Below are 14,524 nucleotides of genomic sequence, written 5' to 3' on the forward strand. Positions count from 1 at the left end.
TTAAAGTGTAAATTCAAGAGAAATAAAAAAATAAGATACGCAAAATGAATGGAATTTCTTCTTTCTTTTTTTTAATACAAAATGAGCAAAAAAAATATACTTTAAGACTCTCCAGTGTTCATAAGGATTCTGCTTTATGGAAGCATCTTAAAAAAATTTTGCTGTTTGACAGGAGTAAATCGATAGGATTATAGTCAAGGCGTGATCACAAACAAAGTAGAAGGAGGGAGAAGATGTCTGAAGTATTATATACACCTAGACAATTATTTTCACTGAAGAGAAAGACCTTAGAGAAGCGAACGAAAGCGTATTATGAAGAAACTCACGATGAAAAGACGACGATCCAGATTTTAGTCGCACTGCAGGTTCGCGATGAATTAGAAGAAGCCGACTTCTCATTTTTCATGAAAGATTTAGTCCATCATTTATTGTTTAAAACAAAATCAACGCGCGCTTTGCGTCGTTATCATATATATTTCCAGAATTATTTTGATAAAAAGGAGTGGAAGCAGCTGACGTCTCGTTTGTTCGCGATAACCACTTATGTAGCTGAAACGGTCAAAAAATTATTTACACAATTTATCAAAGGCCCTTTAGAAGGATTGGTAGAATCTTGACGTTAACCACGTATAAAAAAATGAAAGGAGTTAGTGATGTTAAGTATAGTCGCAACATTTGAAAATGGTGCAGGAAAAAATCGGCGACTGCGTATAAATGACGTCGATCCTAATAAGACGGCTGAAGAAATAAAAACATCGTTAGAAAAATTGACAACAGTCAGTCTATTTGAAAAAAATGGTATTAATCTATACCAAGAAGTAGTCGGAGCAAAATTTATTGATAAGATCGAGACGCTGATTTTTGATAAAAAGACCGACACAACATCAGAGCCGATTTCAGATAAGCGGATCGATGAACAGCCAGCTGAGGGATTAATGATCGATCCGCAAAAATTGATCGTTGAGGAGAAAATGCTTCAACCAGGTGTTCTGATGCAGCGCTTTGAGTTACCAGAAGGGCTTGAGCCTGACGAAATGAGTGAGCAGCAGGCCTTGTCACTAATAATGGCAATCATGCCTGAGGGTGGTAAGCTGGAAGATATCAGCTTTGAAGAAGGAAGCAGTCCAGCGAGATTTCAATTGATCGTGAATCTCAAAAACCAGGAATAGCGGCTAAATCGATTGAAAAGCTAAAAAAAGCAAATCATTAGGAAAAAACTGATTTGCTTAAATGAAGGCCCTTTATTTGTAATCGCTTAATTTGCCGTCATCATCCCAAGCACCAAAAAGCTTATTTGCTTTAGTGTTGACCAGTAATTTTTCTAAGCGTTGTTCAAAGAGTTTGTTATCTGAGCCGTAACGCTGGATATTATCGATCTTAATTCTTTGATAAAGCTTAGGAAACGCTGAAAAATTTTGCTGGATTTCTGGATCAGCGGCGAGTCTTTCCAGAATGGTTGAATCTATCACAAAATTTTCTGGTGACAGATCAGGTAAGGCTGCGCGACCTAAATCAGTCATTAAATTCAAGGCTATGAGACGACGGGCTCGTTCTTTATTTAATTCAGTCCATTGACTTTTTTTAGTTCTAGGGGATAACCGTTGAGCGGTTGCTGTATCGGAAAGCTTCTTTTTTGTGCTGTCGATCCAGCCGAAACAAAGGGCTTCCTCCACGATATCTAAATAGGTCAAATTTGATTGCTCGCGATCAATCACAATCCAAGCAACATTCAATATTTCTGCATTTTTAGTTAACCAATCCCTCAGTTCCTGCCGATTCTGAGGTATAAATAGATGTGTCATTTCCAAAGTTTTCACCTGCTTTCAGTTTATGGAGCGGACGCGCTCTCCTGCAGCAGGAAGCTGACTTTTGACAAGCTCCCACGAGTGACCATTGTATGTTTCATAGGCATCAAACACGAAGGGCAATCCGTTTGCTGTTTCGATTATAGCAGAATCCATCAGCTGAAAATGCAGATGAGGTTCAGTGGAATTTCCTGAATGTCCGACATTACCAAGGTAGGTCCCTTGTTGAATCGAGCTGCCTTCAGTAACAGCGATTGAATCTTTTTGTAAATGGCAAAAAGCTGCATAGATTCCTGTGGCTTGTTTGATGACGACGTAATTTCCTGCAATTGTCTCGAATCCGTCTTGTTCTGGATTGAAAAAGAGTGAGTGGCGAATCGCTGTCGTTTGATCGTGAATCCAAGAGGCCTTATCCCCATCAAAGGTGTTGTTTTTCAGAGTGACGATTTCACCGTCAAAAGGGGCATAGACAGGTTGGCCAAAGCAGTAATATTTGTCCAGTGAAATTCCGGTAAAAAGATAATCCGCTGATTTTGCCGTATGAGAGCTGCCTGTTGGATCCTTTTGAATAAAATCAAAGGCATACCGTAGTCCAAAGCGATCTGTTCCATGGCTCGGAACGCGATCAACCGGGCTTGTTTCCGTGTACCATTCACCGCGTAAAGGAAACACAATGGTGTGCGTTGCTTTTTCCATAGAAAAACCTTTTTTCTGTAGAGGGGGACTTTTTGCTGTTTCTTGTGAGAAAACCAGCAATAAAATCAGACAACATCCAATTAAAATCAGGATTCGTTTCATGCAACCTCCTACAATTATTCCTCGTAGAAAACCCTTCTTAGGTCTTCAAGATACTCTGCCAACTTAACGCTGATCGCCTGGTAGTCGATATTTTTGTACTCAGTATTTTTCAGTTCTGCAAGAATTTCAGTTGTAAAACCATTATTCCCCCAAAGAATCAATTGTTTACAGCGATCAATATTGAGATCTTTACGGAATTTTGACTCATCAATATTTTTAAATAATTCCTCTGCACAAGGTGATTGTTTTTGTGTCGCTATCTCAGCTAGTTTTTGATTAATTGTTGTGGATTTTGTTTCGATTCTCAAATCAGTAAAGTCAAATATCCAAGGATTTTTTTTCATTAGTTCAATCTGCAAGGAATAGGATTGCAACAACCGTTTGAAAATATCTTTTTCCTCTAAATCCATCTTATTTAAATAGTCATCTTCAATAGTTCTTCCGCAATAATCCAACAGAAGCAAAAGCAGTTCCTCTTTGCTTTTTACATAGTGGAACATCAAGGCCTTCGACATACCAGCTGCTTTTGCGATCCGATTAGTAGACGCTTCGTCATAACCTCTTTGAGAGAATTCCTTTAAAGCCGCATTAATTATTCCTTGAATCTTTGGCTCTTCTAAATTAATTTTAGTCAACGGGTTCGCTCCTTTACCTGTTAGGTCAATTAGAGTGTAACAATATTTACCTGATAGGTCAATGAGGTGGTTATAAAAGAACCAATAACAGAATTTGTTATTGGTCCTGACTTAATAATACGAAACAATTTTTGTTGCTGAAATAATCCAAGTAACTCCATACATATCCTCTACACAGCCGCTGACACTATTATCGTCGGGCGGGGGATTGGTTCCTAATGGACCAATGACTACTCCCGCTTCAGCTAGTTTTGAAAAGATTTTTTGTGCAGTCTCTTCATTTGGTAAATGAGCTTGAATTGACACATTCCCACCTTTTTCAACCGTTGATATAGAATCAGCACCACTGATTCCACCTAGTTTAGGCAGGAGTAATTGTCCATGCATGACTTTTGATTTCAGCTCCTCACTTATAGGCATCTCAGGATTTTCAGGAATATCGCCATACATTGATAGGTGTTGTATTTCTCCATTAAAAATTTCCGCATATCGCAAAAATGCTTCTTTACAGGTGCCATTGAATCGTACATAAGGCATTAACATAGGATCGTACCCCTTTTTCTGATTTCATTTCTATACTTGAGAGTATACCCTCACAATTTATAGGGGTCATTGTAAAAAATCGACATTTTTTCTAGATATTCTTTTGGAGCGATGTCATAGATGTCAGTAAAGTCACGGATAAAATGAGCATAATCATGATGACCGGTTTGTTCAAATAGAAGGGAGGCAGGGGTAGAAGCACTCAATAAATCAGTCGCCTTTTTCAGACGAATGATACGTGAGCAGGTCTTTATCTTCGCACCAGCGTATTTCAGGAATAAGCGGTTCAGATGTTTTTCACTATAGTAAGTCTCGTTTGCCAGATCTTTCACACGAATAGCGCCATTACATCCAAGGAGCCTATTAAAGGCGATCAAGAAATTAGGATTGATCTTAACCGTATGGATTTGTGCCAAAAAGATCGCATCAAGCTTATCGGTCAATGCAAGGATGTCGTTTGCGGTGTAGTAAGCTTCAGCGATTTGCCGATAGAGGAGCGGATCCAAATCTTCAAAAAGAAAGCCCTCATTTGCTAAAAGCTTCTGGTCAATTTGGATGAACGGATAGAGCCCGGCAGCATGAAATTCAACGAGAAACATGAAATCAAATTGACGCGCGTAATCAGCTATTTCGACTGGTCGAGTGTTGACTCCTCGTAGTCCGGCGGTAAATTGGCCGTTCTGAAATGTACAAATGAGTGACGTGCTGATAGTAGGCAGTATGGTTTGCTGAACAGACATGTTACTGGGATTTGTGAATGTGTAGTTGGCAATATAGGGACGTAATAAGTGGTGGGGAGCGATGACGATGTTGTTTTGATTGATCTTTGGCAAAGGACATTGATAGATGCTGTTTTTGTTAAGCATGGAATCCTCCTTTTCAATATGCTTTTAAAAGACTGTTTTTACACTTTCGATCCATTTCTCAATGGCTTCGATTAGAAGAAGCTGCTGATGCATGATTACTTTTCCAGTTTCAGGTAGAGCAGTTGATTTTGACTCATCTGTCATGCTGTCCTTCAGCTTTTTTTTCATTTTTGCAGCATTGGCTTCGATAATACTGACACAGGCTTTTTGATCAGCGGGTGCTAAACTGTCTAGATTCAATATGACAGCATTAAAATCTAAAAAGATATTGATCGGACGGGCAGCGATTCCCAGCATTAATTTCTCGAATTCCATTTGTCCTTTTTTGGTTAACGAGTAGACGGCTTTTTCCGGCATCTTGCCATTTTTTTTCAAGGTGCTTTTGACATAACCTTGCTTTTCTAATTGCAGCATCTTTTTATAGATCGTCGGAGTGCTTACCTTTACCCATTGAGTGATGTTTCGATAGTCGATCAATTTTTGAATATCATAGGCGCTCAGTGCCTCTTTTTTTAAGATTCCCAGAACAATTAAATCAATCGTCCGCATCGTAAAAACCTTCTTTCTAGCGTATTTTTATATACTATATTAATCAGTGATCGTTTTTATACTACTCTAATATATAGTAGTTTGTTTTTGTCTACTGGTCAAGTTTGAAAAGAAGCATTTCCAGCGCATCCATTCTTTGAAATGAACTCAAAAAAGCCAGCGCTTCGTTCAAGAAGCACTGGCTTAGTTTCTTATTTTCCATCTAGCTTTTTCTTCAAGTTCCTGTTTCTGTTATACATGAAGATCACGGCAGCTAGTAGAAGGAGGATCACTGCAAGTCCGATCCAGAGCCAAGGATTTATGGCCTTCTTTTTGATCGTGACATCCTTTTTGTTGTAATCCTCAGCTTTTTCTTGATCAATAGTGAAAGTTGGATTGCCGGTCCATTTCTGATCGCCAGAACGGACGGTCATGTTGATTGAATATCGTCCTGGTGAAAATTCTGTGTTGTTCATTTGAATCAAGTAGTTCATTCGTGAGCTTGGTGCCAAGGTTAATTGTTCTTTTTTATCTTTTACAATGCTTTTACCGTTTTTTTTCACTTCATAAGTGAGTGTAACATCTTTAACATAGACCGCTTTTTCATTATCAACAGTCACGGCTATCGCATTGCGGCTGTTGGCTTGAGTAGATTTGGCTTTGGTAACTTTCAAAACGGGTTTTACTTCGTCCGTCTTATTTTGCAGCAAGACGGCGATCTCTCGTGAAAACACATTTCTGATATTACCATCGACTTTTCCGGTGGATAGCTGTTCTAAATATAGACCGCCGGCTAAAACTCCCTCAAATTCTTTGTCCGGCATTTTGACGTCTAGATAGATATCCTTTGATTCATTAGCTGCCAAGGCTATTTCCTGACTGCTTAGTTTGACGAAATCGGTAATACTAGGTCCGAAATTACTCTCATCTTTATTCATTCCCGAGTATTCCACGACACCCAAGCTGTTGGTGACAGCGCGATTGAATGAGGCCTTCAGCTTGATTGGCTGATCTGTTCGATTGGTCAGAGTGACCGTCAAACGTTCGGCTTCATTTGGCTGGTATTGCAAATCATAATAAAGCTGTTTTTTATCAATTTGGTGCTCCGATGGGTGGATCACTGCATCGAAGGTATCCAACGACTCTCCATGAGCAACAATTGGTAAAAATGAAAAAGCTAAAATGAGGAGCGTCCCTCGTATAAATGATTTCAATTGTTTCTTCCGCATTTTCTAGCTCCTTTACTTCAATTGTATTTTCCGCGTAATGGAAGAGTCTCTCTCAATTTTCTTGTTCCCCTTTTATATAAGTCAAAGGACGGAATCATAGTCGAACAGCCTATAGCCGCTTTCACAGTAAGCGAGGCTGGTGACGGGGTTCCATCCTAGTTTTTTAGCTAGGTGTTGCTGAGAAGGTCCAGACTAAAGTTGTTTGATATTGTGCTTGCTGCTTAGCAGTGTTTTTCGGCACATTCAATTCGAATTTAGTGATCGGCAAAGCTGTTTCACCAGCTCCTTCATTGGTTTGCGCCGTTAGAACGGAGACTGTTTGATTAACAAGTAAAGCTGTCTTAGCGCCATTTGCGATACGTGTACCAGTTGGAGCAGCGTTTACATTGTTCGTCAAAGTGCCTACTGTGAAGCTCAATTCAGCCCCTGTTAATGGCGTCGAATTAGCAGTGAACTGGGTAGGTTCGTTTACTTTGACTGACCAGCCTGTGCCGGTACCGCCGCGGTTATCACTAACTGCGATTTGACCAGTGGTAACAGGAGAAGTTTGTACGCCATCAGAAGTTGCTGTCCAGGTTTCATCTGCGGTTGTTTGAATCGCATGTGAACCGAAATTTAAATTTTTAGGCAGTGAAGCACTTGCATTTCCAGGGACTTGAGGGTCAAAGGTAATACCGCCATCGGTATAATCGACAGTACCAGTAGTATCTACAGCGTGAGCACCAGTTGAAAAGGCAAATAGGCTGCCGGCAAAAAGTCCGGCTATGAGTAAAGCAGCTTGTTTTTTCATTCGTTTTTCCTCCTATTTTTGCTGATCCGCCATCCTAAAAAAGCAATTGCGAGAATCAAAAGTCCAATGACAACTAAAAAAGTGTTTCGTTGATCATTTGTTTGCAGAAATCGTGTGATGCCTGAGCGTGAGCTGTCGTCTCGATTGTTCATCGAAGCGGAGTTGTTTTTGTGAGACGTTACTTCCTTCATGGTGCTGGAAGTAAGAGAATCACTGGTAGTGCTGCTTTCTTGTGTTTCTGAAGTGGAGCTGCTGCTTGTTGCGGTACTGCTTTCGTAATAGTACTGAACCTCGCCATTCGTAACGGCGGCTTCGGCCTGTGAAGAAAGAACAACGAAGAGCGACAGAAAACTCAAGATAACTATTATCTGATTCTTCAATTGTCTCCCCCTTTCTCAGTCCTTAGTGAAAAAATAAGTGGTTCCTTTCTGCGCAGAAAAGAGTTTGAATCTATGGAGGGATTATATAATCAGTATCAAAAAAAACGTTACCAAAGTGCTCATCGTTTCTTCACAGTTAAGCAAAATATTTTTCACATTTTAAAACGCTGTGTTTAATGAAGGGAGAAAGCAAAGGAATAAACGGTACTTTTACGCTGAAACGCCAGGAAATTTCACGAAGAAGGAACCACTTTTTTATAAAGAGCGGTAAGTAATCGATTATTTTCTCGCAAAGGAAAATTTTGACGGGCAAGTAAATTGGAAGATAGAGGGGGAAGAACTATGAAAAGAAAACGAGCACGTTTGTTTCAAAAGATTTGGATCATCGGATCCGCCTTGTTTCTATTTTTAACAAGTTCCAACATGATCGTAAGCGCAGTTTCCGTTGACTTATTTGCTACTACTCAGGTGAACAATAACAGTGGAACTACCGCGGCATCGCCTTATCTAAATGTCAGCCAAAAACCAGTAAACTTTACTATCAATGGAACCACGACTGGGGTCGGATTGATCAAAACAGGAAAAAAATATGTCTTGATCTCAGTTCCGTCACAGCTTTCAGGAAAGGTCACACCCAATGGCAGCTCCACAGTGACCACCTCTGTGACGATACCATTAGCAGACTTGCCGATTGGAGGCCTGTTGACTTTATTAACCACCCTAGTTTCTACTATTAATACACTGCTGCCGTTGAACCCTTCATTGCAGGCACCCTTGAATAGTCTCAACCAAGCGATCAGCAATTTGAAAAATGAAAATTATGGCAATCAGAATCTGTCGGTAGCGACCGAGCAATTATCCGCCACTCTGCTGGGCGTGAATATCAGCCAAGGACTGCTGCCAATTTTGACTAGTACCTTGTCTAACCGCCTGACGGATCTGAATAATGTGCTTAATACACTTCCTCTCGGTTTGATCGGTGTGATTCTTACACAGGTATTATCCAGTGTTAACGGATTAATCACTGCTTTGGGAAATCCGAATTCAACGATCAGTACGAACCTTGTCTCAGCTTCGATTCTAGGATCAACGAATGTTTCTATGCCGACGTTTGTTACCAGTCCCACCGGGCTGACACAGAATTATGCGGCAGCGATTCGCGGCGGGATCGTTCAAACAGATGATCTGACGATTCAATTATTAAGTAACTTTGGCGGCAATACGACTATTTATTTTGGTGCTGGAGAGCTGGCGATGAAAAGTGAATTGCTGCCGACTAATTTGAATTTTGGGACCCATCAAGTTCAAACTAAAATAGATGAAACATGGAAAGCCTATATCGGCGGCAATAGTGCGAACCCGCTTCAAACTGGAACGATCCGAATTGACGATACTCGTACCACAGCAAAAGCATGGCAATTGAAGGTTGCTCAAGCGAACAACTGGACGAGTGGCCAGAAGAGCTTGTCCAATGCTCGTCTTGATATTGCATTAGGTGCTTTAAATACAAATTTTCAAAATTACTTCGCCGTTGATAATCAGACCATCCAGATGAGTCCAAGCAATCAGGTCACATTAATGTCTCTTAGTAATACGACAGCTGCGGGTTATGTTGAGCTGCCCTTGAATCAATTCCAGCTCTTTGTACCGAAAAATACACCAAGACAAACAGGCAGCTATCAAACGACCTTGCAGTGGACGATCTCTAATACACCTTAAGTTCTGATTTTTTTGGAAAGTGCCGGTCAGGCACTTTTTTTTGTGACTTTGTGAAAACTAATTACATTTGTTTTTCACTGTGCTATCATAAACATAGAAGTACACTGAGGAAATCATAAGTGAAGTTTGTGAATCATTTTGTGAAAATAAATCTGTTGAATGAGTTGGGCAGCGAATGTCTAGATCCATTTTTTATCCTTCTTTTTCATTTGTTAATTGAAAAAGAGGGTCGCAAAGTGAGAATAAAACCGAATGATTTTGCTGGATCACAGAGGAGGTTTGTCTATGAGTACAATAACAAAAGCAATCGCAAAATTTAAAGGAGGTGTCAAAGTCCCCCATAATAAAAACACGGCAGAATATGAAAGCGTTTTTATGGAGCCGCCTAAAATCGTGACGATCCCAATGCAGCAGCATATTGGCGGAGTCTGTACGCCGACTGTCAAGAAGGGAGACATCGTTACGGTTGGACAAATAATCGGCGATTCGGAGGCTTTTGTCTCGGCACCGATCCATGCATCCGTTTCTGGCAAGGTAAAAGGAATCAAACCAGTTTTGATGGCCAATGGTCAAATGTGTGATGCGGTTCATATCGCGAGCGACGGATTGCCGGTAGAATTTCCTGAACCAAGGCCGGTCGAGATCCATTCAAAAGAAGCCCTTTTAAAGGCCGCAAGAGATAGCGGCATCGTAGGGATCGGCGGAGCAGGTTTTCCTTTACATGTGAAGCTGAATGTCAAAGAGGAGACCCCCATCGATACATTAGTCATCAATGGGGCTGAATGTGAGCCCTTTATTACCTCCGATTATCGTGAGAGCTTGGAATATCCAGAGCGTATTATTGCGGGGATGCAGGTGGTAATGAAGCATTTGAATATTGCTCATGGGGTCGTTGGGATCGAAAGCAACAAGCCTAAAGGATTAAAAAGATTACGGGAGCATTTGAATGAATTGGCTGATCTTGATCCGCGAATTGATGTGATGGAGATTCCATCATTGTATCCGCAAGGAGCAGAAAAAATGCTTGTTTATGCGACGACAGGCCGAAAAATTCCACCAGGCAAACTGCCATCTGAGGTGGGATGCCTGATTACGAATATCTCAACGATTTCTCTTTTACAGCGTTACATTGAGATCGGCATGCCGCTGACGCATAAAAGAATAACGGTAGATGGAAATATTGCACAGCCGAAAAATGTGGTAGTACCTGTCGGAACACCGATTGGAGAGGTCATAAAATTTTGTGGCGGCTTGATCGATGAGCCTAGCAAGATAATTTTAGGCGGACCTATGATGGGAATCGCGCAATTTTCAACGGAGCTGCCGATTACTAAGCAAACGAATGCGATTACGATTTTATCTAAAGCTCAAAGCCTGCCGGAAGAGTCGCCTTGCATTCGCTGCGGACGTTGTGTAGAAGCCTGTCCGATGTCATTATTACCCGTACAGATCGAACGCTGTACTCGCAATAACGATACAGCAGGATTAAAAAAATTGAATGTATCCGCGTGTATGGAGTGCGGCTGCTGTGCGTTTGTGTGTCCTGCTGGCCGCCGACTGGTTCAATCTATGAAACGCGCAAAACAGCTAGAAAGGGAGGCTGCTCAATGAACAAATTACCTGTTTCCATTTCGCCCCATCTACACAGCGGTCATAGCAGCCGCGGCATTATGCTGGATGTGATCATTGCCTTGATTCCAGCAGTTATCGCTTCGACTGTTATATTTGGTTTTCGTGCTCTTATCTTGATTTTAGTAACTGTCGCTGCCTGTGTGATCAGCGAGTACGTAACGAGAAAAGTTTTAAAACGGCCAGATACGATCCATAATTTGACGGCAGTCGTCACAGGTCTGCTGCTGGCCTTGAATCTGCCAGTTACGCTGCCTTTTTGGATGGCTATTTTAGGCGGTGTGATCGCGATTGTTATCGTAAAGGAATTTTTTGGCGGTGTCGGTCAAAACTTTGTTAACCCGGCTATTACTGCCCGCATTATTTTGATGATGTCATTTGCCTCTCAGATGACCACCTGGCAGCCGCCGCTAAATTATTACATGTTTCGCCCCGATGTTATTTCATCGGCGACCTATTTTTCAGCCTCTCAAACGGGACAGAAAATCCCTTCACTATTAGATATGTTTTTAGGAATCAGGGCAGGCAGCTTAGGTGAGACGTGTGCTCTGGCTTTACTGATCGGCGGTGCCTACTTGGTTGTCAGAAAAGTAATCTCACCGATCATTCCGCTTTGCTTTATCGGGACGGTAATCATTTTTTCTACCCTGCTAGGCGGAAATCCCTTATATCAAATGATGTCTGGTGGCTTATTGTTAGGAGCTATTTTCATGGCGACGGATTACACGACATCACCGATTACGAAAAAGGGTAAGATCATCTTTGGTATCGGCTGCGGAATCGTCACCGTTTTGATTCGCTTTTTTGCCGCACTGCCAGAAGGTGTCTCATACGCCATTTTGCTGATGAATATTCTTGTTCCGCATATTGAGAATTTGACGATCCCGAAAGTCTTTGGTGAGGGGGCGAAGGTAGAATGAAACGTTCAAGCTCCAAAGTAATTTTTACAGATGCACTTTGCTTGTTTATCATTTGTCTGGTGATTACTTTCGCGGTAGCTGGGACACGCGCGGTGTTCAAGGATCGTATCGCAAAACAAGAGTGGGAGCAGACTCAAAGCGTGATGAGTCAGCTGATCAAGGCGGATGATTTTCAAGAGATAAAAATGGCGGGAGAAAATCAAGGCTACCAAGCATTGGATGCGACCGGCAAAACACTCGGTTATCTGTTTGTAACCAAAACCTATGGTTACGGCAGCGATGTGAGTGTTATGAGTGCAGTCAAGGATGGAAAAGTCGTCGGCGTGAATGTTCTAGATGCTTCGAATGAAACGCCGGGACTTGGGCAAAATGTCACGAAAAAAGAATTTGTGAATCAGTTTTCTGGGCTCAACGAGTCACTGGAAATCGTCAAGAATGAGCCTTCGAGTAAAAATCAAGTTGAAGCGGTAACGGGAGCGACAAAATCTTCCAAAGCCGTAGCTGCATCAGTCAAAGAAGCGCTTGCACTTTTTGAGCAAGTCGCCAAAACAGAGAAATAGGAGGGGAAAGCGATGGAAAAAGAGAAAGTATCTGCAATTTTTAGTAAAGGCTTGATCAAAGAAAATCCCGTCCTTCGTCTCATGTTAGGAACCTGTCCCACTTTGGCGGTTACTACCTCGGCAATTAACGGTATAGGAATGGGAATCGCAGCGACAGTCGTTCTTTTAGGCTCCAATGTCGTGATCTCGCTTTTGCGCAAAGTGATTCCTGATCGTGTCAGAATTCCGGCCTTTATCACCATCATAGCTGGCTTTGTGACGGTGGTTCAATTAGTCGTCAAAGCGTTAGCTCCAGCATTAGATTCAACATTAGGGATTTACTTACCATTGATCGTAGTGAATTGTATTATTCTTGGACGCGCAGAGGCCTATGCTAAGGATCATACAGTTCTCCATTCTGCTTTGGATGGTCTGGGTATGGGTGTCGGTTTCACCATGGCGCTGCTTTGCATGGGCGGGATTCGTGAGTTATTTGGAAGCGGGACCTTGTTTGGTTTTCCAATAACATCTGGTGTTGTTCCTCCGATGACGATCATGCTGCTGCCGCCAGGAGGGTTCTTCGTCTTTGGAATGCTAGTCATGCTGGCTAATAAATTAAGCGACCGCAAGACTAAAGAAATCGATTGCACCGCTTGTCCAATCGCTGAGGCCTGTACGACAGTTTGTGATGAAAAGGCAGGTGATCAGTAATGCAGATTTTTGTAACGATTATAGTCGCGGGAATCTTGACGGATAATTTTGTTTTGTCTCAGTTTTTAGGGATTTGTCCGTTTCTAGGCGTATCAAAGAAATTGGATACGGCAGTCGGGATGTCATTAGCCGTAACGTTCGTTATGGTATTAGCGACATTGGTTACTTATCCGATCTATGATTCACTGCTGGTTCCATTGGGATTGGATTATTTGCAGACGATCGTCTTTATATTAACAATTGCTGCATTGGTGCAATTGGTAGAGGTTGTAATGAAACGCTATATGACACCTTTATACAATGCATTAGGAATTTATTTGCCGCTCATCACTACGAATTGTGCGGTATTAGGAGTAACGATCCTGAACTTTTCAAAAAATTATACCTTTATGCAATCGATGGTCAATTCATTTGCGGCAGGTATCGGTTTCTTAGTAGCTATGGTAATCTTCGCTGGTGTGCGGGGGCGCTTAGAAGGAAATGACATACCTGAGTCGCTTCAAGGCTTGCCAATCACTTTGATTGCTGCAGCAATTGTCTCATTATCGTTTCTTGGATTTGCCGGCTTGGCAGAAGGATTATTCCAATAGGGGGTGAAAAAAATGACAGATATCATGATACCCATTGGCATTGTTAGCGGTATGGGGTTGATCGCAGGCGTCATTCTTTCACTCGCGACGATCATCTTTCATAAACCCGTTGATGAAAAAGAAGAAGCACTGCGAGACGCACTGCCGGGAATCAATTGCGGTGCATGCGGTTTTTCTGGTTGTGACGGGTATGCAAAAGCAATGGCAGAAGGAACTGCTGGGGCAACCAATTGTACACCAGGCGGGGCATCCACACGTCAAACACTGTCAGAGATTTTAGGTGTTGAAGTAGGCGATGTAGAGCAAGTCGCAGCATTCGTGCGTTGCAATGGGACGTGCGAGTTTACCAATAGTAAAATGGATTATGCCGGAACCACCACATGTTATGGAGCAAATCAGCTCTTCGGCGGTCCTCAGGATTGTCGTTTTGGTTGTATGGGATTTGGGGATTGTGAGGCAGTTTGTGAGTATGACGCACTGCACATCGTTGATGGTGTCGCTAAGGTTGATCCTGATAAATGTGTTGGCTGCTTGAAATGTATCACTGCTTGTCCAAAAAATCTAATTAAGATGCTGCCGGCGGAAAACACCTCGATCGTGGCATGTTCGAATCAGGACAAAGGCGGTGGCGTTCGTAAAATTTGCGATGTTGGCTGCATTACCTGCAATCGCTGTGTGAAGACCTGTCCGCAAAAAGCAATCAAAATGGAAAACAATGTGGCGGTGATCGATCCAGAGTTATGTATTAATTGTGGCGATTGTGTAGAGGCCTGTCCGCAAAATTGTATTTTGAAGATGCCAGTAAAAGAAAAAGTTCTAAGCTGAGTTTTTAAACTAGCAGG

General features: G+C 41.9%; 18 protein-coding genes. 9 read left to right on the top strand and 9 right to left on the bottom strand.

Annotated features, from left to right (window positions below; genetic code table 11):
- The first annotated feature begins 233 nt into the window (after positions 1-233).
- Together JZO85_RS10735 and JZO85_RS10740 are read left to right on the top strand one after the other, a co-directional pair.
- Positions 234-617 (top strand): hypothetical protein, encoded by a 384-nt coding sequence (locus tag JZO85_RS10735; protein WP_207108525.1) that lies wholly within the window; start codon positions 234-236, stop codon positions 615-617.
- 36 nt (positions 618-653) lie between these two features.
- Positions 654-1,169 carry a DUF2922 domain-containing protein gene (locus tag JZO85_RS10740; RefSeq protein ID WP_207108526.1) on the top strand — a complete coding sequence of 172 codons (516 nt, stop codon included), beginning with the start codon at positions 654-656 and terminating at the stop codon, positions 1,167-1,169.
- A 72-nt stretch (positions 1,170-1,241) separates the two neighbouring features.
- On the opposite strand, the gene JZO85_RS10745 is transcribed toward JZO85_RS10740, so the two are convergent.
- The 9 genes from JZO85_RS10745 to JZO85_RS10785 all read right to left on the bottom strand — a co-directional run bounded on the left by JZO85_RS10745 (position 1,242) and on the right by JZO85_RS10785 (position 7,574).
- A complete protein-coding gene (locus JZO85_RS10745; RefSeq protein ID WP_207108604.1) occupies positions 1,242-1,802 on the bottom strand; it encodes a YdeI/OmpD-associated family protein in 561 nt (186 codons plus the stop codon).
- 21 nt (positions 1,803-1,823) lie between these two features.
- The gene (locus tag JZO85_RS10750; RefSeq protein ID WP_207108527.1) at positions 1,824-2,603 is read right to left on the bottom strand and encodes a M23 family metallopeptidase; all 780 of its coding nucleotides are present in this window, start codon (positions 2,601-2,603) and stop codon (positions 1,824-1,826) included.
- Between the two features lie 14 nt (positions 2,604-2,617).
- Positions 2,618-3,238, bottom strand: coding sequence for a TetR/AcrR family transcriptional regulator (locus tag JZO85_RS10755; RefSeq protein ID WP_207108528.1), 621 nt, complete (start codon positions 3,236-3,238; stop codon positions 2,618-2,620).
- 111 nt (positions 3,239-3,349) lie between these two features.
- A complete protein-coding gene (locus tag JZO85_RS10760) occupies positions 3,350-3,781 on the bottom strand; it encodes a VOC family protein (RefSeq protein WP_207108529.1) in 432 nt (143 codons plus the stop codon).
- Positions 3,782-3,831: 50 nt separating this feature from the next.
- Positions 3,832-4,647 (bottom strand): AraC family transcriptional regulator, encoded by an 816-nt coding sequence (locus JZO85_RS10765; protein ID WP_207108530.1) that lies wholly within the window; start codon positions 4,645-4,647, stop codon positions 3,832-3,834.
- Between the two features lie 24 nt (positions 4,648-4,671).
- The gene (locus JZO85_RS10770) at positions 4,672-5,196 is read right to left on the bottom strand and encodes a PadR family transcriptional regulator (protein ID WP_207108531.1); all 525 of its coding nucleotides are present in this window, start codon (positions 5,194-5,196) and stop codon (positions 4,672-4,674) included.
- Between the two features lie 191 nt (positions 5,197-5,387).
- Positions 5,388-6,404, bottom strand: coding sequence for a WxLIP family cell surface protein (locus JZO85_RS10775; protein WP_207108532.1), 1,017 nt, complete (start codon positions 6,402-6,404; stop codon positions 5,388-5,390).
- Positions 6,405-6,567: 163 nt separating this feature from the next.
- Positions 6,568-7,194 carry a WxL domain-containing protein gene (locus JZO85_RS10780; protein WP_207108533.1) on the bottom strand — a complete coding sequence of 209 codons (627 nt, stop codon included), beginning with the start codon at positions 7,192-7,194 and terminating at the stop codon, positions 6,568-6,570.
- Positions 7,191-7,574, bottom strand: a complete 384-nt coding sequence (locus JZO85_RS10785) for an LPXTG cell wall anchor domain-containing protein (protein WP_207108534.1) — start codon at positions 7,572-7,574, stop codon at positions 7,191-7,193. Before JZO85_RS10785 ends, JZO85_RS10780 begins: the two co-directional genes overlap by 4 nt.
- Positions 7,575-7,916: 342 nt before the next feature.
- Between JZO85_RS10785 and JZO85_RS10790 the strand changes: the two genes are divergently transcribed.
- From JZO85_RS10790 to JZO85_RS10820, 7 genes are all read left to right on the top strand, one after another.
- Complete coding sequence (locus JZO85_RS10790; RefSeq protein ID WP_207108535.1) at positions 7,917-9,293, top strand: adhesive domain-containing protein; 1,377 nt, start codon at positions 7,917-7,919, stop codon at positions 9,291-9,293.
- A 285-nt stretch (positions 9,294-9,578) separates the two neighbouring features.
- Positions 9,579-10,904, top strand: a complete 1,326-nt coding sequence (gene rsxC, locus JZO85_RS10795; protein ID WP_207108536.1) for an electron transport complex subunit RsxC — start codon at positions 9,579-9,581, stop codon at positions 10,902-10,904.
- Entirely contained in the window at positions 10,901-11,842 is a 942-nt protein-coding gene (locus tag JZO85_RS10800; RefSeq protein ID WP_207108537.1) for an RnfABCDGE type electron transport complex subunit D, read from the top strand. The genes rsxC and JZO85_RS10800 overlap by 4 nt, the downstream gene beginning before the upstream one ends.
- Positions 11,839-12,402 carry an RnfABCDGE type electron transport complex subunit G gene (locus JZO85_RS10805; RefSeq protein ID WP_207108538.1) on the top strand — a complete coding sequence of 188 codons (564 nt, stop codon included), beginning with the start codon at positions 11,839-11,841 and terminating at the stop codon, positions 12,400-12,402. Before JZO85_RS10800 ends, JZO85_RS10805 begins: the two co-directional genes overlap by 4 nt.
- Before the next feature lie 12 nt (positions 12,403-12,414).
- Positions 12,415-13,092 (top strand): electron transport complex subunit RsxE, encoded by a 678-nt coding sequence (rsxE, locus tag JZO85_RS10810; RefSeq protein ID WP_207108539.1) that lies wholly within the window; start codon positions 12,415-12,417, stop codon positions 13,090-13,092.
- The gene (locus JZO85_RS10815) at positions 13,092-13,682 is read left to right on the top strand and encodes an electron transport complex protein RnfA (protein ID WP_207108540.1); all 591 of its coding nucleotides are present in this window, start codon (positions 13,092-13,094) and stop codon (positions 13,680-13,682) included. Before rsxE ends, JZO85_RS10815 begins: the two co-directional genes overlap by 1 nt.
- Before the next feature lie 12 nt (positions 13,683-13,694).
- Positions 13,695-14,507 carry an RnfABCDGE type electron transport complex subunit B gene (locus tag JZO85_RS10820; RefSeq protein ID WP_207108541.1) on the top strand — a complete coding sequence of 271 codons (813 nt, stop codon included), beginning with the start codon at positions 13,695-13,697 and terminating at the stop codon, positions 14,505-14,507.
- Positions 14,508-14,524 lie beyond the last annotated feature (17 nt).

Source organism: Candidatus Enterococcus murrayae, from assembly GCF_017315985.1.
In the GTDB taxonomy this organism is placed as follows: domain Bacteria; phylum Bacillota; class Bacilli; order Lactobacillales; family Enterococcaceae; genus Enterococcus_A; species Enterococcus_A murrayae.

What these genes read in the sequence shown, in the direction of transcription:
- JZO85_RS10735 (WP_207108525.1), top strand. Translation starts at nt 234, where the DNA reads ATGTCTGAAGTATTATATACACCTAGACAATTATTTTCACTGAAGAGA.
- JZO85_RS10740 (WP_207108526.1), top strand. Translation starts at nt 654, where the DNA reads ATGTTAAGTATAGTCGCAACATTTGAAAATGGTGCAGGAAAAAATCGG.
- JZO85_RS10745 (WP_207108604.1), bottom strand. Translation starts at nt 1,802, where the DNA reads ATGACACATCTATTTATACCTCAGAATCGGCAGGAACTGAGGGATTGG.
- JZO85_RS10750 (WP_207108527.1), bottom strand. Translation starts at nt 2,603, where the DNA reads ATGAAACGAATCCTGATTTTAATTGGATGTTGTCTGATTTTATTGCTG.
- JZO85_RS10760 (WP_207108529.1), bottom strand. Translation starts at nt 3,781, where the DNA reads ATGTTAATGCCTTATGTACGATTCAATGGCACCTGTAAAGAAGCATTT.
- JZO85_RS10765 (WP_207108530.1), bottom strand. Translation starts at nt 4,647, where the DNA reads ATGCTTAACAAAAACAGCATCTATCAATGTCCTTTGCCAAAGATCAAT.
- JZO85_RS10770 (WP_207108531.1), bottom strand. Translation starts at nt 5,196, where the DNA reads ATGCGGACGATTGATTTAATTGTTCTGGGAATCTTAAAAAAAGAGGCA.
- JZO85_RS10775 (WP_207108532.1), bottom strand. Translation starts at nt 6,404, where the DNA reads ATGCGGAAGAAACAATTGAAATCATTTATACGAGGGACGCTCCTCATT.
- JZO85_RS10780 (WP_207108533.1), bottom strand. Translation starts at nt 7,194, where the DNA reads ATGAAAAAACAAGCTGCTTTACTCATAGCCGGACTTTTTGCCGGCAGC.
- JZO85_RS10790 (WP_207108535.1), top strand. Translation starts at nt 7,917, where the DNA reads ATGAAAAGAAAACGAGCACGTTTGTTTCAAAAGATTTGGATCATCGGA.
- rsxC (WP_207108536.1), top strand. Translation starts at nt 9,579, where the DNA reads ATGAGTACAATAACAAAAGCAATCGCAAAATTTAAAGGAGGTGTCAAA.
- JZO85_RS10800 (WP_207108537.1), top strand. Translation starts at nt 10,901, where the DNA reads ATGAACAAATTACCTGTTTCCATTTCGCCCCATCTACACAGCGGTCAT.
- JZO85_RS10805 (WP_207108538.1), top strand. Translation starts at nt 11,839, where the DNA reads ATGAAACGTTCAAGCTCCAAAGTAATTTTTACAGATGCACTTTGCTTG.
- rsxE (WP_207108539.1), top strand. Translation starts at nt 12,415, where the DNA reads ATGGAAAAAGAGAAAGTATCTGCAATTTTTAGTAAAGGCTTGATCAAA.
- JZO85_RS10815 (WP_207108540.1), top strand. Translation starts at nt 13,092, where the DNA reads ATGCAGATTTTTGTAACGATTATAGTCGCGGGAATCTTGACGGATAAT.
- JZO85_RS10820 (WP_207108541.1), top strand. Translation starts at nt 13,695, where the DNA reads ATGACAGATATCATGATACCCATTGGCATTGTTAGCGGTATGGGGTTG.